The 1,399-nt window shown below is 56.4% G+C and carries 2 protein-coding genes; one reads left to right on the top strand and one right to left on the bottom strand.

The features are described from left to right. Positions 1-249: 249 nt before the first annotated feature. Positions 250-450, top strand: coding sequence for a DUF3606 domain-containing protein (locus tag ATC00_RS17325; protein ID WP_064253740.1), 201 nt, complete (start codon positions 250-252; stop codon positions 448-450). 261 nt (positions 451-711) lie between these two features. Here ATC00_RS17325 and ATC00_RS17320 read toward each other — a convergent pair. Further along, the coding region (locus ATC00_RS17320) for a M10 family metallopeptidase C-terminal domain-containing protein (protein ID WP_161951925.1) at positions 712-1,399 on the bottom strand (688 nt) is incomplete at its 5' end.

The raw sequence follows: 1,399 nt of genomic DNA, 5'->3' as shown, positions 1-1,399 counted from the left end.
GTCCCAAGAAACGATGTCAGCCGGCAAACAACCTTGCAAAACCGCAGAAAAACAGGCGTTTATGGATGGGCACTAGTCTAGACAGGCGCTTGGCGGCGTGAGGGGCGTAGCCTCGGTCTGTTGATGACGTGTATTTAAGCTGGTTGGCGAAAGGGCCTTGCGAAAGCGAGGTCCCTTTTTCGTGTTAATACCACCTTGCCGGGTGAGTGTTCAGGCTCTACCTCCTCTTGGGTGGGAGAGGAGGGAAGAATGGCGCGCGATGTCAAGAAGAAGGGCCGCGACAGCGAGTTTGTCTCAACGCAAGAGCACGAAATTGCCTACCTCATGCAGCGGACGAACAAAGCCAGGGAAGAGGTGCTCAAGGCCATCCGCGAAGTCGGTCCCGATCGCCAGATGGTGATGGACTATCTCTCTAAGGGGCCACTTGTGACTCGCTCACGCGGCAAATGAGAGATAAACTATCGATGCTTTCCTTCCAAATAGTTGGTGCTCAATGCCCGCCGAACAAGCGGGCGTTTTCTTTGTCGGCGCGTTGCGTTTCACCAGCGTTGCACACGCATTTCATGGCTCTGTCGAACTCTTTCTTCCGGCCTCCCATACAGGTAACGAGCCAGCGATTGGGCACGCTGGATGCTTCGTTTCGCACCTCTGGAGCTACCGAATGCAAGCGTGAAGAGCGCAGCTCTTGGGCTGCGCCCCATTCTTTGCGTGTCATACGACAAAGAAGTCGGCTGCGGTGATTCCGAGGTTTGTGCCGATTGTCGCGAAATGCACCGAGCCGCCGGCGGCATTTCCGTTGCTGTCGTAGAACAGCTTTCCGGTATCGCTCTCATAGATGATCCGGTCATTGGAGTCGGCTGCAAGCCCGGTTGTGTTGTTGACGAACTGCGCTGCGGTCAATGCTCCCGTACCGACAATTGCCGTGAAGACAGCATTCTCCAGACGGATCGTGTCATTGGCGACATTGAAGTCGGTGATGGTGTCGACATTGCTGGTCGCGGAGAGCGTCGAGTTGAAGAAGAAGCTGTCGTTTCCGAGGCCACCCGTCAGCTTATCCTTCCCGGACGAACCGTTCAGAATGTTGTTTCCGCTGTTGCCGATCAGCGTGTTTGCAAGGCCGTTGCCCGTTGCGTTCGTGCTGCCGCTTCCCAGCAGTGTCAGGTTCTCGACCGCTCCCACGACGTTGGCTCCGGTGACGAGGCTGAAAGAGATCATCGACCTGATCGTGTCGATGCCGCTACCGCCCTCGGCGGCTTCATTGACCACATCGCCGCTTTCATTGACGACATACGTGTCATTCCCGCTTCCGCCGATCATCGTGTCAGCGCCGAGGCCGCCATCGATATAATCATTACCGGCCATGGCCCGGAAAGAGTTATTCCCTGCGTTTCCGGTCAGC

The organism is Sinorhizobium americanum (genome assembly GCF_001651855.1).
Classification (GTDB): domain Bacteria; phylum Pseudomonadota; class Alphaproteobacteria; order Rhizobiales; family Rhizobiaceae; genus Sinorhizobium; species Sinorhizobium americanum.
The sequence above is the reverse complement of the archived record's forward strand: the minus strand, read 5'-3'. Positions and strand labels throughout refer to the sequence as shown.

Excerpts from the sequence above, each read along its gene's own strand:
- ATC00_RS17325 (WP_064253740.1), top strand. The coding sequence starts at position 250 with ATGGCGCGCGATGTCAAGAAGAAGGGCCGCGACAGCGAGTTTGTCTCA.